The following is a 24732-nucleotide window of genomic DNA, read 5'->3' as shown; positions in this document are numbered from 1 at the left end:
ACCAGCGAGCGGCAGATGCGCTTGCGCGTCTCGTGCGGCAGGATCACGTCGTCAATGAAGCCGCGCGCGCCGGCCACGAAGGGGTTGGCGAAGCGGGCCTTGTACTCGGCCTCGCGCTGGGCCAGCTTGGCCGGGTCTTTCTTTTCTTCGCGGAAGATGATCTCCACCGCGCCCTTGGCGCCCATCACCGCGATCTCGGCGTTGGGCCAGGCGAAGTTCACGTCACCGCGCAGGTGCTTGGAGGCCATCACGTCATAAGCACCGCCATAGGCCTTGCGGGTGATGACCGTGATCTTGGGCACCGTGCACTCGGCGTAGGCGTAGAGCAGCTTGGCGCCGTGCTTGATGATGCCGCCGTACTCTTGCGAGGTGCCGGGCATGAAGCCGGGCACGTCCACGAAGGTGACCACGGGAATGTTGAAGGCGTCGCAGAAGCGCACGAAGCGCGCGGCCTTGATGGAGCTCTTGATGTCCAGGCAGCCGGCCAGCACCAGCGGCTGGTTGGCCACGATGCCCACGGTCTGGCCATCCATGCGGGCAAAGCCGATCAGGATGTTCTTGGCGTACTCGGGCTGCAGCTCGAAGAAGTCCCCGTCGTCCACGATCTTGAGGATCAGCTCCTTCATGTCGTAGGGCTTGTTGGGGTTCTCGGGCACCAGGGTGTCCAGGCTCAGCTCGGCGCGGTCGATCGGGTCACCGCTGGGGCGCACCGGGGCCTTTTCTTTGTTGTTCAGCGGCAGGTAGTTGAAGAGGCGGCGCAGCATGAGCAGCGCTTCCACGTCGTTCTCGAAGGCCAGGTCGGCCACGCCGCTCTTGGTGGTGTGGGTGAGTGCACCGCCCAGTTCCTCGGCGGTCACTTCCTCGTGGGTCACGGTCTTCACCACCTCGGGGCCGGTGACGAACATGTACGACGAGTCTTTCACCATGAAGATGAAGTCGGTCATGGCGGGCGAGTACACGGCGCCACCGGCCGAGGGGCCCATGATCATGCTGATCTGCGGCACCACACCACTGGCCAGCACGTTGCGCTGGAACACGTCGGCATAACCGCCCAGCGAGGCCACGCCTTCCTGGATGCGGGCACCACCCGAGTCGTTGAGGCCAATGACCGGTGCACCCACCTTCATGGCCTGGTCCATGATCTTGCAGATCTTCTCGGCGTGCGCCTCAGACAGCGCACCGCCAAACACGGTGAAGTCCTGGCTGAAGACGAACACCAGGCGGCCGTTGATCATGCCGTAGCCGGTGACCACGCCGTCGCCGGGGATCTTCTGGTCTTGCATGCCGAAGTCCACGCAGCGGTGCTCGACGAACATGTCCCACTCTTCAAACGTGCCTTCGTCCAGCAGCACCTCCAGGCGCTCGCGCGCCGTGAGCTTGCCTTTGGCGTGTTGCGCGGCAATGCGCTTCTCGCCGCCACCCAGGCGCGCCGCGGCGCGCTTGCGTTCCAGTTCATCGAGGATGTCTTGCATGGGGTTGCTCCAGAAAAATCAGTCAAACAGGGCGAGCAGTTGGCGCGCCGCGGTAGAGGCCGGCAAGGTGCCATCGAGCACGCGCCGGGTGGTGTCGTCCAGGCTGGCGCGCACCGACGGGTGCTCGCGAAACCGTTGTTTGAGGCCGGCGTCGATGCGTTCCCACATCCAGGCGCGGGCCTGTTGCTGGCGCCGCGCGGCCAGGCGGCCGTTGGCGGTCTGCAGCTCGCGAAAGCGCGAGACCTCGGCCCAGAAGCTGTCCACGCCCTGGCCCAGCAGCGCGCTGATCTGGATCACCGTGGGGTGCCAGATGTGCTGGTCATGGTGCATGTGATCGGGGTTGCCGTGCAGGCCCAGCAGGCGCAGCGAAGACGTGATCTGCGCGCGCGCGCGGGTGGCGGCGTCGGGGTCGATGTCGGCCTTGTTGATGACCACCAGGTCGGCCAGCTCCATCACGCCTTTCTTGATGGCCTGCAAGTCGTCGCCCGCGTTGGGCAGTTGCAGCAGCACGAACATATCGGTCATGCCGCTCACGGCCGTCTCGCTCTGGCCCACGCCCACGGTTTCGACGATGACCACGTCGTAACCCGCTGCCTCGCACACCAGCATGGCCTCACGGGTTTTTTCGGCCACGCCACCCAGGGTGCCGCTGCTCGGGCTGGGGCGGATGTAGGCGCGCTCGTTCACCGACAGGTGCTCCATGCGGGTCTTGTCGCCCAGGATGGAGCCGCCCGACACGGTGGACGACGGGTCAATGGCCAGCACCGCCACGCGGTGGCCCTGACCGATGAGGTACAGGCCGAGGGCCTCGATGAAGGTGCTCTTGCCCACGCCCGGCACACCGCTGATGCCCAGGCGAAGCGAACCGCCCGTGTGCGGCAGCAAGGACGTGAGCAACTCATCGCCCTGCGCGCGGTGGTCGGTGCGGGTGGACTCCAGCAGCGTGATGGCCTTGGCCATGGCGCGGCGCTGCTGGGCGGCACCGCCTTTCACGATGCCCTCGAAAAGCGCCTGCGGCGTCACGCCACCGCCTTCTTGATCTGCTCCAGCACGTCCTTGGCGCTGGCGGGAATCGGGGTGCCGGGGCCGTAGACGCCCTTCACACCGGCCTCGTACAGAAAGTCGTAGTCCTGGCGCGGAATCACGCCGCCCACGAACACGATGATGTCGTCGGCGCCCTGCTTCTTCAGCTCGGCAATGATGGCGGGCACCAGGGTCTTGTGGCCGGCGGCCAGCGTGCTCACGCCCACGGCGTGCACGTCGTTCTCGATGGCCTGGCGGGCGCACTCCTCGGGGGTCTGGAACAGCGGGCCCATGTCCACGTCAAAGCCCAGGTCGGCAAAGGCCGTGGCCACCACCTTGGCGCCCCGGTCGTGGCCGTCCTGGCCGAGCTTGGCGATCATCACGCGCGGGCGGCGGCCCTGGGCGTCGGCAAAGGCGCTGATCTCTTGCTTGAGTTGTTCCCAGCCCTCGGCCGAGTCATAAGCGGCTGCGTACACACCGGTCACCTTTTGCGTGTCGGCGCGGTGGCGCCCGAAAACCTTTTCCAGCGCGTCGCTCACCTCGCCCACGGTGGCGCGCAGGCGAATGGCCTTGATCGAGAGATCCAGCAGGTTGCCCTGGCCGCTTTCGGCGGCGGCGGTGAGTGCGTCCAGCGCGGCCTGCACCGCGGCAGCATCGCGCTTGGCCTTGATGGCCTGCAGGCGGGCGATCTGGCTCTCGCGAACCTTCACGTTGTCCACCTCCAGGATGTCGATGGCGTCTTCCTGCTTGAGCTTGTACTTGTTGACGCCCACGATCACGTCTTGGCCACTGTCGATGCGGGCCTGCTTCTCGGCCGCTGCCGCCTCGATCTTGAGCTTGGCCCAGCCGCTGTCCACTGCCTTGGTCATGCCGCCCATGGCATCGACCTCTTCGATGATCTTCCAGGCGGCGTCGGCCATGTCCTGGGTGAGCTTCTCCATCATGTAGCTGCCGGCCCAGGGGTCGATGACGTTGGTGATGTGCGTCTCTTCCTGAATGATGAGCTGCGTGTTGCGCGCGATGCGGGCGCTGAACTCAGTAGGCAGCGCGATGGCCTCGTCAAAGCTGTTGGTGTGCAGGCTCTGCGTGCCACCGAACACGGCCGCCATGGCCTCGATGGTGGTGCGCACCACGTTGTTGTACGGGTCCTGCTCGGTCAGCGACCAGCCCGAGGTCTGGCTGTGCGTGCGCAGCATCAGGCTCTTGGGGTTCTTGGCGTTGAAGCCCTTCATGATGCGCGTCCACAGCAGGCGGGCGGCGCGCATCTTGGCGATCTCCAGGTAGAAGTTCATGCCCACCGCCCAGAAGAACGAGAGGCGACCCGCGAAGTCGTCCACGTCCATGCCCTTGGCGATGGCGGTCTTCACGTACTCCTTGCCGTCGGCCAGGGTGAAGGCCATCTCCAGCGCCTGGTTGGCGCCGGCTTCCTGCATGTGGTAGCCCGAGATCGAGATCGAGTTGAACTTGGGCATGTTCTTGCTCGTGTACTCGATGATGTCGCCGATGATCTTCATCGACGGCTCGGGCGGGTAGATGTAGGTGTTGCGGACCATGAACTCCTTGAGGATGTCGTTCTGGATGGTCCCGCTGAGCTTGTCTTGCGACACGCCCTGCTCTTCGGCGGCCACCACGTAGCCCGCCAGCACCGGCAGCACCGCGCCGTTCATGGTCATGGACACCGAGACCTTGTCCAGCGGAATGCCGTCGAACAGGATCTTCATGTCCTCCACGCTGTCGATGGCCACGCCGGCCTTGCCCACGTCACCAGTGACGCGCGGGTGGTCGCTGTCGTAGCCACGGTGGGTGGCCAGGTCAAAGGCCACGCTCACGCCCTGGCCACCGGCGGCCAGTGCCTTGCGGTAGAAGGCGTTGCTTTCCTCGGCGGTGGAGAAGCCCGCGTACTGGCGAATCGTCCAGGGACGCACCGCGTACATGGTGGCCTGCGGGCCGCGAATGAAAGGCTCGAAGCCCGGCAAGGTGTTGGCGTAAGGCAGGTCTTGGGTGTCTTCCGCGGTGTAGAGCGGCTTGACGACGATGCCGTCGGGCGTGGTCCAGTTCAGGGCCGACACATCGCCACCGGGGGCGGATTTCTGGGCGGCCTTGGCCCAGGCCTCAAGGGATACGGGGGCGAATTCGGTCGGTTTGGAGCTCATGGCAATCGATGGAATGGACTCAGGGAAATCGCGCAGCAGTTTACATCATTCATAATTATTGATGCAGAATATCTGTCACTTCCGATTTGCCCCACCCTGAGCGCCCGTCCATGTCTGCTGTTTCCCTTGCGCCCCGCGCCCTGTACGAAGAAGTTGCCGAGCGCCTGCGCCAGCGCATCTTCCAACGCGAGCTGGAGCCCGGCAGCTGGATTGACGAGCTCAAGATCGCCGACGAACTGGGCATCAGCCGCACCCCGCTGCGCGAGGCGCTGAAGGTGCTGGCCGCCGAAGGCCTGGTCACCATGAAGGTTCGGCGTGGCGCCTACGTGACCGAGGTGTCAGAGAAAGACCTGATCGACGTCTACCACCTGCTCTCACTGCTGGAAGCCGATGCCGTGGCCGTCGTGGCGCAATCGGGCAGCGACGCCGCCCTGGCCGAGCTGCAGGCCCTGCACGACGAACTGGAAGGCGCCACGCAAGACCGCGACCGCTTTTTCGAGATCAACGAGCGCTTCCACCTGCGCCTGCTGGAGCTGGCCGACAACCGCTGGCGCCAGCAGATGGTGAGCGACCTGCGCAAGGTGATGAAGCTCAACCGCCACCACTCGCTGTTCAAGGCCGGGCGCATTGAAGAGTCGCTGGCCGAGCACCGCGCCGTGATGCAGGCCATTCGCGCACGTCAGGCCGAAGCGGCCGCGCAGCGCATGCGCGACCACTTCGCCAGCGGCCTGGAAGCCGCCACCTGAGCCGGGCCGTCGCCAGCATGGCGTGCTGGTAAATTGTGTGCCATTCCATTTGGCCCACTTCATTGCGCTTTTCGCCCATGCCAGCCGCCCCTACCCTCGCCTCCCTCGCCCAACCCGGCATCCTGCAAGGCATTCCCGCCCAAGCCCGCTACCTCACCTGCCAGCTTCGCGTGGGCGCTGACCCGCGGGCCGTGCTGCGCGAACTGGCGCGGCAAGCCGATGGCCAGCACCTGGTGGTGGGACTGGGCGATTCGCTGGTGCGAGAGCTGGGCATTGCCCTGCCCGGCCTCAAGGCCTTCTGCGGCGTCGACGGTGCGCGCGTGAAGCTGCCCGCCACACCAGCTGACCTGTGGCTGTGGCTGCGCGGCAGCGACCGGGGTGACCTGCTGGTGCGCAGCCGCCACCTGGAAGCCCTGCTGGCGCCCGCCTTTGACGTGCAGCGCATCACCGACGCCTTCAGCCACCACCACAACAAAGACCTCACCGGCTACGAAGACGGCACCGAAAACCCCGATGCCGAGGAAGCCCCGGCCGTGGCCCTGGTGGGCGAAGGCGAAGCGGCCCCCGCAGGCAGCAGCTTCGTGGCCGTGCAGCGCTGGCGCCACCACATGAGCCGCTTTGAGGCCATGACCCGCCAGCAGCAAGACCACACCATCGGCCGGGAACGCGACACCAACGAAGAGCTGGACGACGCGCCCGACTCCGCCCACGTGAAGCGCACCGCGCAAGAGAGCTTCGAGCCCGAGGCCTTTGTGCTGCGCCGCTCCATGCCCTGGGCAGAAGGCAACGAAGGCGGCCTGGTGTTCGCCGCCTTCGGGCGATCGTTCGACGCTTTCGAGGCCCAGCTGCGCCGCATGTCGGGCGCGGAAGACGGCATCGTTGATGCCCTGTTCACCTTCACCGAGCCCGAGACCGGCGCCTATTACTGGTGCCCGCCGGTGCACGGCGGGCACATCGACCTGAGCGCCGTGGGCCTGTAACCGACTCCCGGCGCCTCAGGCGGCCGGGCTTTCTTCGGGCTCGTCCACCACGTGGGCCTGGGCCATGGCCCACACCTCGCGCGGCGGCAGCGGTTTGAGGCGGTGGTCGCTCCACACCTGGCGCCACTTGCGCGCGCCGCGCAGGCCGTGGCGCAGGCCCAGCATGTGGCGCGCGATTGCGTACCAGGGGCAGCCGTCTTCGGCATGGGCGCGCTCCATGTAGCGCACCATCTGGTCTTCCACCCACTCGCGCGTCACGGTGCTGGACGCCTCGCCAAAGAAGTCCTCATCCCAGGTGGTGAGCTGCCAGGGGTGGTAGTAGGCGTCGCGCCCGATCATCACGCCGTCCACGTGGCGCAGGTGCTCGGCGATGGACTCGTTGCCCACAATGCCGCCATTCACCGCAAAGGTGAGCGCCGGGAAATCGCGCTTGAGGCGGTAGGCCAGGTCGTAGCGCAGGGGCGGGATCTCGCGGTTTTCCTTCGGGCTCAGGCCCTGCAGCCAGGCATTGCGGGCGTGCACGATGAACACCTCGCAGCCGGCCTCGGCCACCGTGCCCACGAAGTCGCGCACGAAGTCGTAGCTCTCGATCTTGTCAATGCCAATGCGGTGCTTCACCGTCACCGGAATCGACACCACGTCGCGCATGGCCTTCACGCCATCGGCCACGGTGCGGGGCTCGGCCATCAGGCAAGCGCCAAAGGCACCGCGCTGTACCCGCTCACTGGGGCAGCCGCAGTTCAGGTTGATCTCGTCGTAGCCCCACTCTTCGCCCAGCTTGGCTGCGCGGGCCAGGTCGTCGGGCTCGCTGCCGCCCAGCTGCAGGGCCACCGGGTGCTCTTCGGCGTTGAAACGCAAGTGCCGCTGCACGCTCCCGTGCATGAGCGCGCCCGTGGTCACCATTTCGGTGTAGAGCAAGGTGTGCCGGCTCAGCAGCCGGTGCAGGTAGCGACAGTGGCGATCGGTCCAGTCCATCATGGGCGCGACGGACAGGCGCCAGGGGGACAGGGCCTGAGAAGGGGAATGCATGGCCCGATTATCCCAGCGGGCACAAAAAACCCCGCCGAAGCGGGGTGTGGGTGAACGCCGGGGTGGGCGCGATCAGCCCATGTGCAGGCCGCCGTTGACCGAGAAGTCGGCGCCGGTGGCGTAGCCGCCCTCATCGCTGGCCAGCCAGGCGATGATGGAGGCGATCTCGCTGGGCTTGCCCAGGCGCTTCACGGGCACGGTGGCCACGATCTTTTCCAGCACATCGGGGCGAATGGCGTTGACCATGTCGGTGCCGATGTAGCCCGGGCTCACGGTGTTCACCGTCACACCCTTGGTGGCCAGCTCTTGCGCCAGGGCCATGGAGAAGCCGTGCATGCCGGCCTTAGCGGCCGAGTAGTTGGTCTGGCCGGCCTGGCCTTTTTCGCCGTTGACCGAGCTGATGTTGATGATGCGGCCCCAGCCTTTTTCCACCATGTCGGGCACGACCTGCTTGGTCACGTTGAACATGGAATTCAGGTTGGTGCTGATCACCGCGTCCCAGTCATCCTTGGTCATCTTCAGGAACATGCGGTCCTTGGTGATGCCGGCATTGTTCACCAGCACGTCGATGACGCCGTGTTCGGCCTTGGCCTTGGAGAAGGCGGCCACGGTGGAATCCCACTCGGCCACGTTGCCGACCGAGGCGTAGAAGGTAAAGCCCAGGGCCTTCTGCTCATCGAGCCACTTCTGGTAGTCGCGCGTCGGGCCGCAGCCCGCGATGACCTTGAAACCCTCTTTGTGCAGGCGCTGGCAAATGGCGGTGCCGATGCCCCCCATGCCCCCCGTGACGTAGGCGACTTTTTGGCTCATGTTGACCTTTCTTTTCGTCTGAATTTGAGTGAATTGATGGTATCTGGCCTGTCAACGCTCCACAGCGAGGGAAACCCCCATCCCGCCACCAATGCACAGGGCGGCCACGCCCTTTTTGGCACCACGGCGCTGCATTTCGTGCAGCAGCGTGACCAGCACGCGGCAACCGGAAGCACCGATGGGGTGGCCGATGGCAATGGCACCGCCGTTCACGTTGACCTTGGCCGGGTCGATGTCGAGCGCGCGGTTCACCGCGCAGGCCTGGGCAGCGAAGGCCTCGTTCAATTCGAACAGGTCCACGTCGCTGGTCTTCCAGCCGGCACGGGCCAGGGCTTTCTGGGTGGCGGGCACCGGGCCCATGCCCATGGTGGCCGGGTCAAGGCCGCTGGTGCCGAAGGCGGCGATGCGCGCCAGGGGCGTCAGGCCCAGGGCGGCGGCCTTCTTGGCCGTCATGACCATCACGGCGGCGGCGCCGTCGTTGATGCCGCTGGCGTTGCCAGCGGTGACGGAACCCGCCTTGTCAAAGGCCGGGCGCAGACCGGCCAGGGCCTCGGCGCTGGTTTTGCGGTTGAGGTACTCGTCGGCGTCGAAGACGATGGGGTCGCCCTTCTTCTGGGGAATGGGCACGCCAACGATCTCGCCCTTGAACTTGCCGGCGTCTTGCGCGGCGGCGGCCTTCTGCTGGCTGGCCAGGGCCAGGGCGTCTTGCATGTCGCGGGTGATGCCGTGGGCCTTGGCCACGTTTTCGGCGGTGATGCCCATGTGGTACTGGTTGTAGACGTCCCACAGGCCGTCCACGATCATGGTGTCCACCATCTTCCAGTCGCCCATGCGCTGGCCGTCGCGGCTGCCGTTGAGCACGTGCGGGCTGGCGCTCATGTTTTCCTGGCCACCGGCGATGACGATTTCGCTGTCGCCCCAGGCGATGGCCTGGGCAGCCAGCATCACGGCCTTCAGGCCCGAGCCACACACGGCGTTGATGGTGAGCGCCGGGGTCTCCTTGGCGAGACCGGCTTTCATCATGGCCTGTCGGGCCGGGTTCTGGCCCACGCCTGCGGCCAGCACCTGGCCCATGATGACCTCGCCAATGGCGTCGGCCGGCACGCCGCTGCGCTCCAGCAGGGCCTTGATCACGATGCTGCCCAACTCGGTGGCGGGCGTCTTGGCGAGCGAGCCGCCAAACTTGCCCACGGCGGTGCGGGCGGCTGAAACGATGACGATGTCTTCCATGGTTTTCTCCTTGAGGAATCAATGCGATCCAGTTGCGTGACGCCAGTCGTGACTTCGTCGAGAGACACCGAGGAACCGGCTTCGCCGGGCCTCAGGTGTCGCCCCCTTGAGGGGGTCGCGCGCAGCGCGGCGGGGGTGTTTCATGCTCTGGCTTTGACGTAGCGACCGGGCGCGGGCTCGATCGCCGCGTAGGTCTTGCCCTTGCCATAGGTCTTGGGCGCGGCGATCTGCTTGCCCGCCTGTGGCTTGAGCCAAGCGGCCCAGTCGGTCCACCAGCTGCCGGGGTGTTCGGTGGCACTGGCGATCCACTGGTCCACCGACTTCGGGAACTGGTTGGCAGGGCCGATCCAGTGGCTGCGCTTGTTCTTGCTGGCCGGGTTGATCACGCCGGCAATGTGGCCCGACGCCCCCATCACGAAGCGCTTCTTGCCCGGCAGCAGCTGCGTGCTGGCGTAGGCGCCAGCGATGGGCACGATGTGGTCTTCGCGAGAACCGTAGATGTAGACCGGCAGGGTGACCTGGCGGAAATCGATCTTCTCGCCGCACACCGTGGCGGTGCCAGGCTTGGTGTAGCGGTTTTCCAGGTAGAGGTTGCGCAGGTACCAGGCGTAGTACGGGCCCGGCAGGTTGGTGCTGTCGGAATTCCAATACAGCAGGTCAAAGGGCGGCGGGGTTTCCCCCTTGAGGTAGTTGCCCACCACGTAGTTCCACACCAGGTCGTTCGGGCGCAGGAAGCTGAAGGTGGTGGCCAGGTCACGCCCCGGCATCAGGCCGCCCTGGGCGAACTGCGCCTCGCGGAACTTCACGAAGGCCTCGTCGATGAACACATCCAGGATGCCGGTGTCGGTGAAATCGAGCAGCGTGGTGAGGAAGGTGGCGCTGTGCACCGGGTGCTCGCCGCGCGCTGCGTGCACCGCCAGCGCCGTGCCCAGCATGGTGCCGCCCACGCAAAAGCCCAGGGCGTTGATGGTCTCGGCGCCGGTGATGTCTTGCGTGACGGCGATCGCCCTCATCACGGCGTGCTCGATGTAGTCGTCCCAGGTCTTGCCGGCCAGCGACTCGTCGGGGTTGCGCCAACTCACCACAAAGGTGCGGTGGCCTTGCTCCAGGCAGTAGCGAATGAGCGAGTTCTCGGGCTGCAGGTCCAGGATGTAGAACTTGTTGATGCAGGGCGGCACCAGCAGGAAGGGCCGCTCGTACACCTTGGCGGTGAGCGGCTTGTATTCGATGAGCTGGAACAACTCGTTCTCGAACACCACCGCACCCTCGGTGGTGGCCACGTTGCGCCCCACCTCGAACACGCTCTCGTCCGTCATGGACACATGGCCCTGCTTCATGTCGTGCAGCAGGTTGGCCATGCCCTTGGCGATGCTCTCGCCTTTGGTTTCTATGGCTTTTTTTTGCGCGTCGGCGTTGAAGGCCAGGAAGTTGCTGGGGGCGGTGGCGTCGATCCACTGCTGCACGGCGAAGCGCACGCGGCTGCGGGTCTTGTCGTCGCCCTGCACCGCATCGGCCAGCGCCATCAGGGTGCGGGCGTTGAGCAGGTATTGCGCCGCGGTGAAGGAAGCCAGGGGATTGCCCGTCCAGGCCTCGGAGGCGAAGCGGCGATCGCTCAAGGCCTGGGGTGCGGCACCTGGGGTCCACAGCCGGGTGACCTCTTCCAGGTAGCTTTTCTGGATCTCGATCAGGCGGGCCGGGTCGATGGTGACCGACTGGCCGGTGACCTGCTGCAGCAGGTCGGCCATGCCGGGCAGTGGCATCCCGAAGGGGTTGCCAGTGTTGCCTGCCGCTGCGCCCTGGCCGGCCATGAAGGCCTTGAAGGCAGCCATCGGGTCGCCCGCGGGAGAGGCGGCACCCGCCGCCGCACCGGGAAAGGCCTGGGCCAGCTGGGTCCACTGCTGGACCATCTGTTGCTGGAACTGCTGCGCGGCCTCCAGCCACGGTTGTTGCCCTTGTTTGCCAGATGCCATGCTTGTCTCCTGCGGAATGGTTGTCGACCTATTATCTCGGTCACGATGGGCGGTGCGCCGGCTCGCCTGCAGTATTGAACAGCCGTATTGCGATTGCCTGACAACGCCGGCCCAAAAGAGGAACAAACGTGTATCTGGTGGTCATCGCGTGGATGTATGTGGTGCTGATGATGGCAGTGGCCGAAGCCGCCAGCCCCAACGGCACGGTGCTGGGCGCCATCGTGACCTTTGTGCTGTACGGCCTGGTGCCCCTGAGCATCGTGGTGTACCTGATGGGCACGCCACAGCGGCGCCGCGCCATCAAGGCCGCCGAGGCCCAGCAGGCGCAAGAGGCTCAGCAAACTTCAGGCCAGCCAGACGCAGGCGGCCAGGCGCCCGGTGCTGCCGAGACGGGCGGCGTCGCGGCGGTGCGAGAAAAACCGTGATGCCTGGGTGACGGTGCACCACTGGGGAGTGCCGTCGTTGCCGTGCACCGAGGCCGCGCCAGCGGCCAGCAAGCGGCGTCGGGCCAGCGCTGGCAGATCGGCCAGCCACTTGCCTTCGGTGTGCGGACGGAAGCAGGCACTGGCGCCCGGGTCGGCGGCTTCCATGGCCTGCACCACTTCGGGGCCCACCTCAAAGGCCGTTGGCCCGATGCAAGGGCCCAGCCATGCCACCCATTCGCCTGCCCCACCCTGCGCTTGCAGTGAGCGGGCCGAGGCCTCCAGCACGCCAGCGGCCAGGCCGCGCCAGCCGGCGTGGGCCGCGCCCACGGCCAGGCCGTCGTGCCGGGCGAACAGCACGGGCAGGCAGTCGGCCACCATGATGGTGCAAGCCACGCCGCGTGCGCTGGTGACGCAGGCATCGGCCTGGGCCCCGTCGGGCGTGGTGGCGTCGAGTGTGATCACGTCGGTGCCGTGCACCTGGCGCAAAAACACCGGGCGGGCCGGCGCGAGTGCCTCGCCCAGGCGCTGGCGGTTGGTGGCCACGGCGACCGGGTCATCCCGCACGTGATCGCCCAGGTTCAGGGTGTCAAAGGGCGGGGCCGACACACCGCCGTGGCGGGTGGTGCACACGGCGCGCACCGAGGCCGGCGCCGCCCAGTCGGGCTGCAGCAGATGCGGCGTGAGCGGGCCGGGCATTAGGCCTCGGCGTCGGGGCAGGCCGAGGGCTGGGCCTGCTGGAAGGCCGGCAAGGCCATGCAGCGCTCGAACACGGCCATGGTGCGCGGCAGGCCGTCGAGGTTGGTGTTGAAGCGCTGCGCGTTGAAGATTTGCGGCACCAGGCAGCAGTCGGCCAGCGTCGGGGTGTCGCCATGGCAGAAGGCGCTGGCGGGGCCGGCGGCGAGCTGGCGCTCGAAGGCCTCCAGGCCGGTGCGCACCCAGTGGCGGTACCAGGTGTTCTTGGCCTCTTCGTCCACCTTGAGGTCGCGCGCCAGGTACTTGAGCACGCGCAGGTTGTTCAGGGGGTGGATTTCGCAGGCAATGATTTGCGCCAGCGCGCGCACCCGGGCACGGCCCATGGCATCGGGCGGCAGCAGGCGGACGCCCTCGGGGTGCGCTTCGTCGAGGTACTCGATGATGGCCATCGACTGCGTCAGGCGCGTACCGTCGCTCAACTCCAGCAGGGGCACCAGGCCCTCGGCGGCGATGTCGGCAAAGGGCTGCTGCTTGTGGTCGCCGCGGGCCAGGTGAACCGACACGTATTCGTAGCCCAGGCCCTTCAGGCTCAGGGCAATGCGCACACGAAACGAGGCCGAAGAACGGAAGTAGTTGTAGAGCTTCATGGGGTCGAAGGATAAAGCGTTCGGGCGGCGTTACATTTCGCAACAGAGGCATGATTTACCTTACCCGAGGAGACGATTCATGGCGCGAATCCGCAAAGTGCTTGCGCTGGCCTTGTGCACGGCCCTGGCGATCACCGTGAGTGGCTGCGCCACCTTCGCGGTGCCCGCCTACAGCCCCGACTACCCCACGCTGGACCGGCTCAAAACCGCGCGATTGGCGCCGGTGGCTATACAGCCGTTTGCGCCACAAGACCCGGCCGCGCCAGTGAACGTGCTCACCCTGCGCGGCGCCCCCTTCGCACCGGCCAAGGGCACGTTTGCCAGCTACATCGAGGCGGCCATGCGGGAAGACATGGCCGAGTTGCGCCGGCTGGACGCGCAAGCCCCCACCCAACTCTCGGCCACGCTGCTGCGCAACGACTTTGACTTTTCTGGCCTGAGCGTGGGCACGGGCACCATCGAGTTGCGCGTGGTCGTCACCCGCGCGGGCCGGACCCGGCTGGACAAGACCTACTCGGCCAGCGGCCAGTACGAATCGCACCTGGCGGCCAATGTGGCGGTGCCACGCGCCCAGGCCGAGTACCCCTCGCTGGTGCGGCGCCTGCTGCGCACTGTGTACGCCGATGCGGCCTTTATCGCCGCGCTGCAACCCTGAACACCGACCCACGGAGACTCAACATGAACTTCTCTTACGTCTTGCGCCTGACTGGCGCCACCGTGCTGGTGGCCTTGCTGACCGCCTGCGCCCACCCCATCGGCATCGGACCGCTGGAGACACCGGCGCGCAACGAGGCCGGGCTCAACCCCAAGAAGGTGGCCTATGTCATGACAGACGCAGACCGAGCCAAGGAGGCGATCTCCCCTGGCGGTGGCGGGGACAAAGTGAGCTACTTTCCTTACCGCGACCTGGAAAAGTCGATTCGCGACGCGCTGCGCTCGGTGTATGCCGATGTGTTCGTGCTCAACGCGGTGAGCGACCGGGAGGCCATCAAGAACTACGGCGTGAGCTATGTGTTCACACCCACCATCGCCACCCAGTCGGAGTCGCCCTCCATCTTCACTTGGCCGCCAACCAAGTTCGACATCGAGCTCTCCTGCAGCGTGACCGATGCCGAGGGAAAGGCCGTCACGCAGGTGCGGGCGCAGGCCACCGGCACGGCCGAATTCGAGGAGTTCCGCAAAGACTTTGGCCTGGCGGGCCGCCGTGCCGCAGCCCTGGTGTCGGAACAGCTGCGACAAGCCGTGCTGGCCAACCCGCATCTGCGCTGAGGCCGGAGGGACCCCAGCTCAGGACACGGCTCAGGCCGCCAGGGCCGGGTAGTCCGTGTAGCCGGCCTCGCCACCACCGTAGTAGGTGGCGCGGTTGCCTTCGTTGAAGGGGCCGCCGCGCTTGAGTCGCTCGACCAGATCGGGGTTGGCGATAAAGGGACGGCCAAACGCCACCAGATCGGCACCATCGGCCAGGGCCTGGTTGGCCAGGACGAGGTCGTAGCCGTTGTTCACCATCCAGGCGCCCTGCCCGCCTGCGGCGCGGTAGACGGCCTTGAGGGCGGCGTAGTCGAAGGGGCGGTCGGCCAGCTCTCGGGCACCGCCGGTGGCGCCTTCGATGATGTGCACATAGGCCAGGCCGAAGCGGGCGAGCTGGCGCACCACGTAGTCAAACAGCGGCTGCGGGTCGGCATCGACCACGTCGTTGGCGGGCGTGACCGGCGAGAGGCGGATGCCGGTGCGGCCACCGCCAATGGCCTCGGTGATAGCCTGCACCACCTCCACCAGCAGGCGGGCGCGGTTCTCGATGGAGCCGCCGTAAGCGTCGGTGCGCTGGTTGCTGCCGGTCTTGAGGAATTGATCGATCAGGTAGCCGTTGGCGGCGTGAATTTCCACGCCATCAAAACCGGCTTCGATGGCGGCCTTGGCGGCGCGGCGGTAGTCGTCCACGATGCCGGGCAGCTCGCTGGTCTCCAGGGCGCGCGGGGTGGAGGTTTCCACGAAGGTGGGCACGCCGTCCTGAAGGAGCACGGTCTTGGTCTTGGCCGCAATGGCCGAGGGCGCCACTGGCGCGCCACCGTTGGGCTGCAGCGAGGTGTGCGACACGCGGCCCACGTGCCAGAGCTGGGTGACGATCTTGCCGCCGGCCTCGTGCACGGCGGCGGTCACGGGCTTCCAGCCCGCCACTTGCTCGGGCGCGTAGAGGCCCGGCACGTCGGCATAGCCCTGGCCCTGCTGGCTGATGGCGGTGGCCTCGGTGATGAGCAGGCCGGCGCTGGAGCGCTGGCGGTAGTAGGTGGCCATGAGCGGCGTGGGCACGGCGCCTGGCGCGCGGTTGCGGGTGAGGGGCGCCATGACGACGCGGTTGCTCAGGGCGATGTCGCCCACGGTGACGGGATCGAACAGGGTGGTCATGCAAACCTTTCTCGGTTGACGCTATCGAATCGGAGGCACGTGCCGGCCCGGGGCCGGTACGCGGCGGGCAAATTGTGGGCAATTCAATGGCCCGCTGCCTTGATGCGCCGCAAAGCCCCGACCACCGCGGGGACGATGCTGACGGCGTTTGACGGGTGCGCAATCGCGTCGGTGCTCCAGATCTCGCCAACGCCAGCGCCGCGCACCAGGGCCAGCGCGCCTTCGGCGAACAGGGCATGCGTCACGGCCACGTCCACCGAGCGGGCACCGGCGGCCAGCAGCAGCTCGGCGGCACGGGCCAGGGTGTGGCCAGAGCTGGCCACGTCGTCGATGAGCACTACCGCCCTGCCCTGCACCGGCACATCGGGCAAGGCAATGTCCACATTGCGGTCGCCGTTGCGCTTTTTGTGGCACACGGCATAGGCCCAGCCGCGCGGTTGGGCGGCCTGGGCCACCCACTGCAGGGCCTCTTCGTCGGGCCCGATCAACAGCACCTCGCGCCCTTGGCCGGCAATGTGCTCGGCCAGCAGCGGCGCGCCGCTGATGAGTTGGGCGTCGCGCACCGGCACCGCCTCTTGCAGCGTGGCCACTCGGTGCAGGTGCGGGTCCACCGTGACGAGGGCGTCGAAGAGGCTGGCCAGAAAGTCGCCCACGATGCGCTGGCTCACGGCTTCGCCGGGCGAGAAGGCCATGTCCTGCCGCATGTAGGCCAGGTAGGGCGCCACCAGGGTGAGGTGGCGAGCCCCCAGGGCGCGCGCCGTGCGCGCGGCCAGCAGCAACTCCACCAGTTTTTCGTTCGGCGCCTGCAGCCCACGCCACAGCACCACGCGCTCGGGCAGGTGGGTTGGCAGGCGCAGCTTGAGTTCGCCATCGGGAAAGCGATGGCGATTGATGGTGGCGAACGCCAGGCCACCGGCCTGGGCGGCGCGCTGGGCGGTGTCGGCCTCGTCGTCGAAGGCCAGCAAGAGATCGGCCATGCTCAAAACTCCACGAACACGTGGGGCACTTCGCTGGCCACGCCGATGCGGTAGCCGCTGGCGCGTTCGCAGGCCTGGCGGGCAAAGGCCAGGTCGGCCGGGTAGCGGGCGTGCACGCGGTAAAGCAAGTCGCCGGCCTGCACCGGCTCGCCCAGCTTGCGGGCCAGGTCAACGCCCGCGCCGCGCACCTTGGGCGCACCGGCCAGGCGGGCAATGTGGGCGATTTGCAGGTTGTCGATGCCGGTGACCACGCCGGCCTGCGGGGCGGTCACGTCCAGCGTGAGTTCGCCCAGGTCGGGCGCGTGGTGGTCAAAGCCTTTGCTGCCCTGCGCCGCGATGATGGCCTGCATGGCCGCCAGGGCGCGGCCGGAATCAAGGATGTCGCGAGCGATGCGAAAGCCGTCGCCGCCGCGCACGTCGGGGCTGCACTCGATGAGGCGCCCGGCCAGGTGCAGGGATTTCTGGCGCAGGTCGTCGGGGGCGCGCGGGTCGTTCTCCAGCACCTGCATCACGTCGCGTGCCTCCAGCACCGGGCCCACGCCACGGCCCACGGGCTGGCGGCCATCGGTGATGACCACGTCCAGCGAGAGGTGCAGGCGCTGCGCCACGAACTCGAACAAGCGCTTGAGGCGCTGTGCCTCGGGCATGGAGCGCACCTTGGCCGTGGGGCCGATGGGAATGTCCAGCACCAGATGGTTGGCGCCGGCGGCGATCTTTTTCGAGAGGATGGAGGCCACCATCTGGCCCGGCGAATCAATCGACAGCGGGCGCTCCACCGAGATCAGCACGTCATCAGCGGGCGAGAGCTCGGCGGTGCCGCCCCAGCCGATGCAGGCTCGGTGCTGGCGCACGATTTCCTGCATGCGCTCAAACGGCAGTTCCACATTGGCCAGCACCTCCATGGTGTCGGCCGTGCCGGCCGGCGAGGTGATGGCGCGCGAAGACGTTTTGGGAAACACCAGGCCGTAGGCCGCCACGATGGGCACCACCAGCATGGTGGTGCGGTTGCCCGGAATGCCGCCGATGCAGTGCTTGTCCACCACCAGGCTTTCGCGCCAGTCGAGCCGGCGGCCGCTGTTGATCATGGCCTCGGTGAGAAAGGCCACTTCCTCGCGGTCCAGTTCGCTGCGGTTGCAAGCCACCACGAAGGCGGTGAGTTCGATCTTGGAATAGCGCAGCCCGGCGATGTCGCGAATGATGGCGGCGAAGTCTTCGCGGTTCAGCCGCTCGCCGTTGATCTTGCGAAACAGCGCCGGAATGGACTCGGGCGGCTCGGCCTGCGACACCTGCGCCGGGTGGCCGTCGGCCACTTCCAGGCGGGCAAAGGCGTCTTCCGACACGCCGATCTGGCCGCAATCGACGATGGCGGTGTCGTCCACCACGTTGAGCGTGGCCAGGATGCGCCGGCCGTTGGCCCGCACCTCCACCTTGGAGAGCGCCTGAAAACCTTCGGCGCGCACCACCGCGCAGTCGCGGTGCAGGTAGGCCACGTTCTCGCGGTAGGTGTCGATGGCCACCCGCTTGATGACCAGGCCCTCAGGGGCACGGGATGGGGAAATGTCTGTCGCTTGAACCATGGCGTGACGATACACCCCAGGGTTCACCGACTCTGTCACCCCACCACCAGCTTGATCACCGGCATGAAGCGCTCGGACTCGGCGCGGCGCTCCAGCGCCAGGCGCATGTTCAGGCGCGCCACCTCGGTGTGCTCTTGCGCCAGCGCCTGAGCGCGCGCGCCTTCGCCTCGGCGCAGTGCGTCAAACAGCATGTGGTGCTGGCGGTGGGCGTAGAGCATCCAGTCGCGGTCGAGCGACACCGACCCCTGCATGGGCAACATGGCCGAAGCCGGCGCGAAGGGCAGTTTGTCGTTCAAGGCCACGGCGCGTTGCAGGGCGCGGTTGCCGCTGGCCTGCAGGATGAGCGCGTGAAAGCGGTCGTTCATCAGCGCGTAGGCGGCGTAGCTTTCCATGGTGAGCGGGTTGTCGGCCAGCAGGCGGTCGCCCTCGTCCAGCGTGGCCTGCAGGTCGGCCTGCAACTGGCGCGACACGCCGTGCTCGGCCACCAGGCGCGCGGCCATGCCCTCCAGGTGGCCGCGCACGGCGATGGCGTCCAGCACCTCTTGCTCGGTGAACTGGCGCACCAGGTACTTGCCGGTGTCGTTGGCCTCCACCAGGCCTTCTTGCTCCAGGGTCATCAGCGCGGTTCGCACCGGCGTGCGCGACGCCCCCAGGCGCTCGGCCAGTTGCTGCTCGGCCAGGCGCTGGCCGGGCTCGAATTCGCCACTGAGGATCAGGTCGCGGAGTTGGATCAAAACGGTTTCTTGCAGGCTCATGGAGAAAAACTGTACACTGATTTTTAGAAACGGTATACCGTTTGCACACCATCCCCCACATTAGACCGGAGATCCCCATGAAAGCCGAACTCAACCAACGCCTCACCCAGGTGGGCCCGGGCACCCCTGGCGGCGAGCTGCTGCGCCGCTACTGGCAACCGGTGGCGCTGCTCGACGAGTTCGACCCGGCGCTGGACCCGCGCATGGCCAAGCGCCCGCTGAAGGCGGTGCGCGTGCTGGGGCAGAACTTCATTCTGTTCCGCGACGACAACGGCCAGTGGGGCCTGCTGGACCGCGACTGCCCGCACCGCGGCGCCGACCTGGCCTTTGCCCGCCACGAAGGCGACGGCGTGCGCTGCCCCTTCCATGGCTGGAAGTTCGACGCCAGCGGCCAGTGCCTGGAAACCCCGGCCGAACCCAAGGGCAGCACGCTGTGCACCCGCATCAAACAACGCAGCTACCCGGTGCAGGTGCGCGCCGGCGTGGTATTCGGCTGGTTCGGCCCCGAAGGCCAGACGCCCCCGCCCATGCCCAAGCTGGACGCCTTTGAGGCCCCGGCCAGCCACAGCTTCGCCTTCAAGGGCCTGTGGCACTGCAACTGGCTGCAGTCGCTGGAGGTGGGCATTGACCCGGCCCACACCTCGTACCTGCACCGCTTCTTCGCCGACGGTTCGTTGGAAGACAGCTACGGCAAGCAGTTCCGCGGCGCCAGCGCCGGCGACGTGGACGGCGAGCGCTGGCCCATGACGCGCGTGATGCGCGAGTTCGGCCAGCCCGAGATTTCTTACGTGCAGCAGCCGCACGGCCTGCGCCTGACCGCGCTGCGCCACGTGAGCGACACCCTCACCCACGTGCGCGTGACGCACGCCGTGTTCCCGCAGACCTTCGTGATCCCGCTGTCGGAGACCATGACCATCACCCAGATGCACGTGCCGGTGGACGACACCCACAACTACTGGTTTGCCTTCTTCACCAGCTTCGCCGACCCGGTGGACAAGACCGCCATGCGCAACCAGCGCCTGGCCGGCGTGACCCTGCCCAACTACATCCCGAAAATGGGCCGCCACAACGACTGGGGCTTTGACATCGACGAGCAGCAAAGCCGCACCTACCTGGGCATGGGCGAGGAAGACATCAACGTGCACGACCAGTGGGCTTGCGAAGGCATGGGCGCCATCCAAGACCGCACCCGCGAGCACCTGGGCACCACCGACAAGGTGATCATGGCCCACCGCCGCCTGCTTCAAGAGGCCATGGAGACCGTGGCCCAGGGCGGCACCGCCCCCGGCATTGCCAACCCCGAACTGCACGATCAGATCAGCGGCCCCGACACAGTGGACGGCATGGCGCCGGCCGGCCAGTGGGACAGCTGGTGGCAACGCGCGGTGCAAGAGCGCCGCGAGGCCGCCTCGTGGAGCGCCCAGGACAGCCAGCGCGCAGAAGGCGAAACCGCATGAGCTTTGCCGACCTTTGCGGCGTGCACACGCCCGATCGCCAGGCCGCCTGCGAGCGCGTGGCACGCCAGATCGAGGCCAGCGGCATCGAGCGCGTGCGCATGGGCTGGTGCGACGTGCACGGCCAGTTGCGCGCCAAGACGCTGATGGCGGGTGCCGCCATCAAGGCCCTGCGCGACGGCGTGGGCATGGTGGGCACCCTGGCCCTGAAAGACACAGCCGACCGCACCGCCTGGAAGGTGTTCGAGCCCGGTGGCATCGACGACCTGCCCGGCTTTGCCGGGGCGTCCAACCTGATGCTGCTGCCCGACCCGGACAGCTTCGTGGCGCTGCCCTGGAGCCCCGGCACCGGCTGGCTGCGCTGCCAGCCCTGGTTCCTGGACGGCACGCCCGTGGCGCTGGACACGCGGCGCGTGCTGCAGCAGGCCCTGGCCGAGCTGGCCGCCACCGGCCACGGCTTCGTCACCGGGCTGGAGGTGGAATTCCACGTCTACAAGATCACCGACACCTCGCCCCAGCTTGACCCGATGCTGGCCGCCTGGCCGGGCCTGCCGCCCTCGGTGGCCATGGTGCACCCGGGCTATCAGTTGCAGGCCGAGGCCATGGGCGACATGGCCGACGAGGCGCTGGGCATCGTGCAGCGCACGGCCCAGGCCCTGGGCCTGCCGCTGCAGTCGCTGGAGATCGAGCTTGGCCCGAGCCAGGTGGAGGCGGTGTTTGACGCCACCGACGCCCTGCGCGCGGCCGACCACATGGTGCTGTTTCGCAACGGCGTGCGCCAGGCGCTGCGCCGCGCGGGCTACCACGCCACCTTCATGTGCCGCCCGCCGTTCCCGAACATCATGTCCAGCGGCTGGCACCTGCACCAGTCGGTGGTCGATCTGGCCAGCGGCCGCAACGCCTTCGTGCGCGAGGCGCCAGCCCCCGGCAGCGCGCCGCAAGACGCGCAGCACACCTTGTCGGCGCTGGGCTCGCAGTGGCTGGCCGGCCTGCTGGCCCACGCCCATGGCATGACGCCGCTGTGCACTCCCACCGTGAACGGCTTTGGCCGCTTCCGGCCCAACGCGCTGGCGCCGCAGTCGGTGCTGTGGGGCCGCGACAACCGCGGCGCGCTGCTGCGGGTGGTGGGTGGGGCGGGTGACCGCGCCACGCGCATTGAAAACCGCCTGGGCGAGCCCTCGGCCAACCCCTACCTCTACATGGCGTCGCAGATTCACGCCGGTCTGGACGGCGTGCGCCGCCAGCTCACGCCACCCCCGGGCAGCGAGGCGCCCTATGCCCCTGGCGCCGAGAAAATCCCGGGCAACCTGCCCGCCGCCCTGGCCGCCCTGCAGGCCGACGAGGCGCTGTGCAAGGGCCTGGGCAGCGACCTGGTGCGCAGCTTCGTGCGCATCAAGCAATCCGAGATTGACCGCCACGCCCAGGCCGAAGACAGCACCGACTTCGAGCGCCGCGAGTACTTCGCCCGTTTCTGATTTCCTTTTTTCACACCCAGCCCATGATCAAGATCCGCTTCATCGCCGCCGACGAGTCGGTGCAAGACATCGAGGCCGCGCCCGGCCAAAGCCTGATGAAAGCCGCCGTGGACGCCAACGTGCGCGGCATCGAGGCCGACTGCGGTGGCACCCTCACCTGCGCCACCTGCCACGTCATCCTGGATGGCTACTGGTCGGCCCAGGTGCCGCCGCCCGCGCCCGACGAAATCGACATGCTCGACTTCGCGGCCACGCCGCCCCAGCCCGGCAGCCGCCTGAGCTGCCAGCTGCAACTCACGCCACAACTTGACGGCTTGCAGGTGCGCCTGCCTGCGAGTCAACACTGAGGCGCCAGGGGGAGTATCGGTGGCACACTGGCCCACCCCTCTTTTCAGCCCTGGAGCGCCATCGCATGCCTGAGCCTTTTGTCTTTGCCCCGCCCCCCGTGGTGAGCGTGCCCGTGGTGGGCACCGAATCGCGCTTTCCCGTGCACCGCGTGTACTGCGTGGGCCGCAACTACGAAGACCACGCCAAGGAAATGGGCCACAGCGGGCGCGAGCCCCCCTTCTTCTTCCTCAAACCGGCCGACGCCGTGGTGGTGGCCGAGGCCGGGCAGACGGCCTGCCTCCCCTACCCTGACCTCACCCAGAACCTCCACCACGAAGTGGAACTGGTGGTGGCCATCGGCAAGGGCGGGCAGAACATTTCGGCCGAGCAGGCACCCTGGCACATTTTTGGCTACGCCGTTGGCCTGGACATGACCCGCCGCGACCTGCAAAACGAGATGAAGAAGCAAGGCAAACCCTGGTGCATCGGCAAGGCCTTTGAGCACGCCAGCCCCATCGGCCCCATCACCCCGGCGGCGCAGGCCGGCGACATCGCCAACGCCGCCATCTGGCTGCAGGTCAACGGCGCCGACCGCCAGCGCAGCCACGTGAACAAGCTGATCTGGAACATCGCCGAAACCATCGAGCAACTCTCCAAGGGCTGGGCACTCCAACCCGGCGATCTCATCTACACCGGTACGCCCGAAGGCGTGGGCGCCGTGCTGCGGGGCGACCTGCTGCACGGCCACGTGGACGGCCTGACCGACATTCGCCTGCTGGTGAACTGAAACCACCCGCACCACACCAAGGGTTAGACCTGTCAACAGCCATCGCCCGCGACCCCTATCCTCCCCTCCGTTTCCACCCTCCCCAGGAGCCATGACCATGATCCAACGCAGAACCCTTCTTCAGGCCGGCGCTGCGGCCACCCTGGGCGCCCCGGCGCTCACGGGCTTCGCCCAGTCCACCGTGACCCTGAAGTTCCACACCTTCATGGCGCCCCAGTCGCACGTGTACCTGAACATGCACAAGGCCTGGATGGACAAGGTCACCAAGGAATCGGGCGGCCGCATTCAGTTCCAAGGCTACCCAGCCATGCAACTCGGCGGCACCCCGGTGCAGCTCTACGACCAGGCCCGCGACGGCGTGGTGGACATCATCTGGTCGCTGCAGGGCTACACCGCTGGCCGCTTCCCGCGCACCGAGGTGTTTGAGCTGCCATTCATGCTCAATAACGCCGAAGCCACGTCGCGTGCGCTGTGGGAATACATCCAGACCCACGCGGCCGACGAGTACCGCGACGTGCACCCCCTGGCCTTCCAGGTGCATGGCCCGGGCATGTTCCACACCCGCGACAAGCAGATCAAAACTGCCGCAGACCTCAAGGGCTTGAAGATGCGCGGCCCCAGCCGCCAGGTCACCAAGATGCTGAGCTACATGGAAGCCATTCCCGTGGGCATGCCGCTGCCGCAGATTCCCGATGCGCTGTCCAAAGGCGTGATCGACGGCTGTGCCATTCCCTGGGAAGTGGTGCCCTCGGTGAAAGTGCACGAACTCACGAAGTACCACAGCCAGTTTGATCCGGCCGGTGGCGCGCTCTACACCGCCACCTTCATGATGGTGATGAACAAGGCCAAGTACGCCAGCCTGCCGCCCGACCTGAAGGCCGTGATCGACAAGAACTCGGGCATGGAGACCTCGGCCTGGCTGGGCAAGATTCAGCAGGAAGGCGACATTCCCGGCCGTGAGGCCGCCGTCAAGCGGGGCAACACCATCTACACCATTCCCCTGGCCGACGCCCAGGAATTCAAGCGCAAGTCGCGCCTGGTGGAAGTGGAGTGGATGCAGGACATGGACAAGCGTGGCTTCAAGGGCCAGCAACTCCTGGATTCGGCCCGCTCGCTCATCGCCAAGTACGGCGCCAAGAAGGCCTGAACCTTCGGCCGAGGCTTTTCTTGCCACACGAAAGACCGGGCTGAGGCCCGGTTTTTTGTGACAGGCCTGTCTTGCTCGCCCGCTACACTCGTCCGATGCTCCGACCGCCTGCCAAACACTGCCGCGAGTGCGGCACCGCCGTGGTGATGCGCCTGCCCGACGACGGCGACACCCGCCTGCGAGCCGTCTGCCCCGCCTGCGGCCACGTGCACTACGACAACCCCCTGAACGTGGTGGGCACCGTGCCCGTCTGGGGAGAACACGGCGAGTACGTGCTGCTGTGCAAGCGCAACATCGAACCCCGCTGGGGCAAGTGGACCCTGCCCGCCGGCTTCATGGAACTGGGCGAAACCACCGCCGAAGGCGCGCGGCGCGAGACCGACGAAGAGGCCGGCGCGAACATCGAACTGGGCGAGCTGTTCACCCTGATGAACGTGGCCCGCGTGGGCCAGGTGCACCTGTACTACCGCGCCCGTCTGCTCGACACCCACTTCAACCCGGGTCACGAAACGCTGGAGGCCCGCTTGTTCACCGAAGACGAGATTCCCTGGGACGAGATCTCCTTCCGCACGGTGAAGGAAACGCTGGAGCGCTACTTCGCTGACCGCCGCACCGGGCACTTCGGCTTTCACGCCTTCGACATCACCTGAGC

General features: G+C 67.2%; 24 protein-coding genes. 11 read left to right on the top strand and 13 right to left on the bottom strand.

Translation table 11 applies throughout. The annotated features are described in order from the left end of the window. From ACE3RQ_RS17395 to scpA, 3 genes are all read right to left on the bottom strand, one after another. Positions 1–1472, bottom strand: a 1472-nt coding sequence (locus ACE3RQ_RS17395) for an acyl-CoA carboxylase subunit beta (protein WP_374523337.1), incomplete at its 3' end; no start/stop codon positions are given. Positions 1473–1490: 18 nt separating this feature from the next. After that, complete coding sequence (gene meaB, locus ACE3RQ_RS17390) at positions 1491–2495, bottom strand: methylmalonyl Co-A mutase-associated GTPase MeaB (protein ID WP_374523336.1); 1005 nt, start codon at positions 2493–2495, stop codon at positions 1491–1493. Continuing rightward, on the bottom strand, positions 2492–4648 hold the full coding sequence (gene scpA, locus ACE3RQ_RS17385; protein WP_374523335.1) for a methylmalonyl-CoA mutase: 2157 nt from the start codon (positions 4646–4648) through the stop codon (positions 2492–2494). Before scpA ends, meaB begins: the two co-directional genes overlap by 4 nt. A 110-nt stretch (positions 4649–4758) precedes the next feature. Here scpA and ACE3RQ_RS17380 point away from each other — a divergent pair, with 110 nt between their 5' ends. Then, complete coding sequence (locus tag ACE3RQ_RS17380; RefSeq protein WP_374523334.1) at positions 4759–5394, top strand: GntR family transcriptional regulator; 636 nt, start codon at positions 4759–4761, stop codon at positions 5392–5394. 77 nt (positions 5395–5471) lie between these two features. Continuing rightward, positions 5472–6374 (top strand): Dyp-type peroxidase, encoded by a 903-nt coding sequence (locus ACE3RQ_RS17375; RefSeq protein WP_374523333.1) that lies wholly within the window; start codon positions 5472–5474, stop codon positions 6372–6374. Between the two features lie 15 nt (positions 6375–6389). Here ACE3RQ_RS17375 and dusA read toward each other — a convergent pair whose 3' ends face one another. The 4 genes from dusA to ACE3RQ_RS17355 all read right to left on the bottom strand — a co-directional run bounded on the left by dusA (position 6390) and on the right by ACE3RQ_RS17355 (position 11413). Then, positions 6390–7403, bottom strand: coding sequence for a tRNA dihydrouridine(20/20a) synthase DusA (gene dusA / locus ACE3RQ_RS17370; protein ID WP_374523331.1), 1014 nt, complete (start codon positions 7401–7403; stop codon positions 6390–6392). Positions 7404–7475: 72 nt separating this feature from the next. Next, the gene (phbB, locus tag ACE3RQ_RS17365; RefSeq protein ID WP_374523330.1) at positions 7476–8213 is read right to left on the bottom strand and encodes an acetoacetyl-CoA reductase; all 738 of its coding nucleotides are present in this window, start codon (positions 8211–8213) and stop codon (positions 7476–7478) included. Between the two features lie 51 nt (positions 8214–8264). Then, positions 8265–9443 (bottom strand): acetyl-CoA C-acetyltransferase, encoded by a 1179-nt coding sequence (locus tag ACE3RQ_RS17360; protein WP_374523329.1) that lies wholly within the window; start codon positions 9441–9443, stop codon positions 8265–8267. Between the two features lie 140 nt (positions 9444–9583). Next, complete coding sequence (locus ACE3RQ_RS17355) at positions 9584–11413, bottom strand: PHA/PHB synthase family protein (protein WP_374523328.1); 1830 nt, start codon at positions 11411–11413, stop codon at positions 9584–9586. A gap of 128 nt (positions 11414–11541) precedes the next feature. Between ACE3RQ_RS17355 and ACE3RQ_RS17350 the strand changes: the two genes are divergently transcribed. After that, positions 11542–11838, top strand: a complete 297-nt coding sequence (locus ACE3RQ_RS17350; protein WP_374523327.1) for a hypothetical protein — start codon at positions 11542–11544, stop codon at positions 11836–11838. Here ACE3RQ_RS17350 and pgeF read toward each other — a convergent pair. After that, positions 11758–12534: a peptidoglycan editing factor PgeF gene (gene pgeF, locus ACE3RQ_RS17345; RefSeq protein WP_374523326.1), complete on the bottom strand. Its 777-nt coding sequence runs from the start codon at positions 12532–12534 to the stop codon at positions 11758–11760. The two genes, ACE3RQ_RS17350 and pgeF, sit on opposite strands and share 81 nt — an antisense overlap. Continuing rightward, positions 12534–13178, bottom strand: coding sequence for a maleylacetoacetate isomerase (gene maiA, locus ACE3RQ_RS17340; RefSeq protein WP_374523325.1), 645 nt, complete (start codon positions 13176–13178; stop codon positions 12534–12536). Before maiA ends, pgeF begins: the two co-directional genes overlap by 1 nt. Positions 13179–13257: 79 nt before the next feature. Between maiA and ACE3RQ_RS17335 the strand changes: the two genes are divergently transcribed. Then, positions 13258–13833, top strand: coding sequence for a hypothetical protein (locus ACE3RQ_RS17335; protein WP_374523324.1), 576 nt, complete (start codon positions 13258–13260; stop codon positions 13831–13833). Between the two features lie 23 nt (positions 13834–13856). Beyond that, on the top strand, positions 13857–14447 hold the full coding sequence (locus tag ACE3RQ_RS17330) for a hypothetical protein (RefSeq protein WP_374523323.1): 591 nt from the start codon (positions 13857–13859) through the stop codon (positions 14445–14447). 30 nt (positions 14448–14477) lie between these two features. Here the strand turns inward: ACE3RQ_RS17330 and ACE3RQ_RS17325 are convergent, their stop codons facing one another. From ACE3RQ_RS17325 to ACE3RQ_RS17310, 4 genes are all read right to left on the bottom strand, one after another. Continuing rightward, on the bottom strand, positions 14478–15581 hold the full coding sequence (locus ACE3RQ_RS17325; protein WP_374523322.1) for an alkene reductase: 1104 nt from the start codon (positions 15579–15581) through the stop codon (positions 14478–14480). An 83-nt stretch (positions 15582–15664) separates the two neighbouring features. Beyond that, positions 15665–16558 carry a ribose-phosphate diphosphokinase gene (locus ACE3RQ_RS17320; RefSeq protein ID WP_374523321.1) on the bottom strand — a complete coding sequence of 298 codons (894 nt, stop codon included), beginning with the start codon at positions 16556–16558 and terminating at the stop codon, positions 15665–15667. A 2-nt stretch (positions 16559–16560) separates the two neighbouring features. After that, complete coding sequence (locus ACE3RQ_RS17315; RefSeq protein ID WP_374523320.1) at positions 16561–18135, bottom strand: thymidine phosphorylase family protein; 1575 nt, start codon at positions 18133–18135, stop codon at positions 16561–16563. A 35-nt stretch (positions 18136–18170) separates the two neighbouring features. Continuing rightward, the gene (locus ACE3RQ_RS17310; RefSeq protein WP_374523319.1) at positions 18171–18890 is read right to left on the bottom strand and encodes a GntR family transcriptional regulator; all 720 of its coding nucleotides are present in this window, start codon (positions 18888–18890) and stop codon (positions 18171–18173) included. Between the two features lie 77 nt (positions 18891–18967). On the opposite strand from ACE3RQ_RS17310, the gene ACE3RQ_RS17305 reads away from it, so the two are divergent. From ACE3RQ_RS17305 to ACE3RQ_RS17280, 6 genes are all read left to right on the top strand, one after another. Then, on the top strand, positions 18968–20347 hold the full coding sequence (locus ACE3RQ_RS17305; protein ID WP_374523318.1) for a Rieske 2Fe-2S domain-containing protein: 1380 nt from the start codon (positions 18968–18970) through the stop codon (positions 20345–20347). After that, positions 20344–21819, top strand: a complete 1476-nt coding sequence (locus ACE3RQ_RS17300) for a glutamine synthetase family protein (protein WP_374523317.1) — start codon at positions 20344–20346, stop codon at positions 21817–21819. The genes ACE3RQ_RS17305 and ACE3RQ_RS17300 overlap by 4 nt, the downstream gene beginning before the upstream one ends. A 23-nt stretch (positions 21820–21842) precedes the next feature. After that, positions 21843–22166 carry a 2Fe-2S iron-sulfur cluster-binding protein gene (locus ACE3RQ_RS17295; protein WP_374523316.1) on the top strand — a complete coding sequence of 108 codons (324 nt, stop codon included), beginning with the start codon at positions 21843–21845 and terminating at the stop codon, positions 22164–22166. A gap of 65 nt (positions 22167–22231) precedes the next feature. Then, positions 22232–22933 (top strand): fumarylacetoacetate hydrolase family protein, encoded by a 702-nt coding sequence (locus ACE3RQ_RS17290; protein ID WP_374523315.1) that lies wholly within the window; start codon positions 22232–22234, stop codon positions 22931–22933. 97 nt (positions 22934–23030) lie between these two features. Next, positions 23031–24080, top strand: a complete 1050-nt coding sequence (locus ACE3RQ_RS17285) for a TRAP transporter substrate-binding protein (protein WP_374523314.1) — start codon at positions 23031–23033, stop codon at positions 24078–24080. Between the two features lie 95 nt (positions 24081–24175). Beyond that, positions 24176–24730: an NUDIX hydrolase gene (locus tag ACE3RQ_RS17280; RefSeq protein WP_374523313.1), complete on the top strand. Its 555-nt coding sequence runs from the start codon at positions 24176–24178 to the stop codon at positions 24728–24730. Positions 24731–24732 lie beyond the last annotated feature (2 nt).

Origin of the sequence: Hydrogenophaga sp. (assembly GCF_041913525.1) — a bacterium.
In the GTDB taxonomy this organism is placed as follows: Bacteria; Pseudomonadota; Gammaproteobacteria; order Burkholderiales; family Burkholderiaceae_C; genus Hydrogenophaga.
This window is presented reverse-complemented; position numbering and strand designations above follow the sequence as displayed.